This is a genomic window from Streptococcus sp. HMSC056C01, assembly GCF_001811305.1.
In the GTDB taxonomy this organism is placed as follows: domain Bacteria; phylum Bacillota; class Bacilli; order Lactobacillales; family Streptococcaceae; genus Streptococcus.
Genome location: NZ_KV804213.1, coordinates 363 through 608, shown reverse-complemented (window position 1 = coordinate 608; position 246 = coordinate 363). Strand labels below are relative to the sequence as shown.

The window sequence follows — 246 nt, the reverse complement described above, 5'->3', positions numbered from 1 at the left end:
GGCGTACGAAAAAACCAATCATCTGGCGTGCAGTGCCACAATGGTTTGCCTCTGTATCCAAATTCCGTCAAGAAATCTTGGATGAAATTGAAAAAGTGAAATTCCATTCAGAATGGGGTAAAGTTCGTCTTTACAACATGATTCGTGACCGTGGTGACTGGGTTATCTCTCGTCAACGTGCTTGGGGTGTTCCACTTCCGATCTTCTATGCTGAAGACGGCACACCAATCATGACAGCTGAAACGA

General features: G+C 45.1%; 1 pseudogene. It reads left to right on the top strand.

Annotated features, from left to right (window positions below):
* A pseudogene (locus HMPREF2795_RS08495) lies at positions 1–246 on the top strand (class I tRNA ligase family protein); the annotation flags it as partial.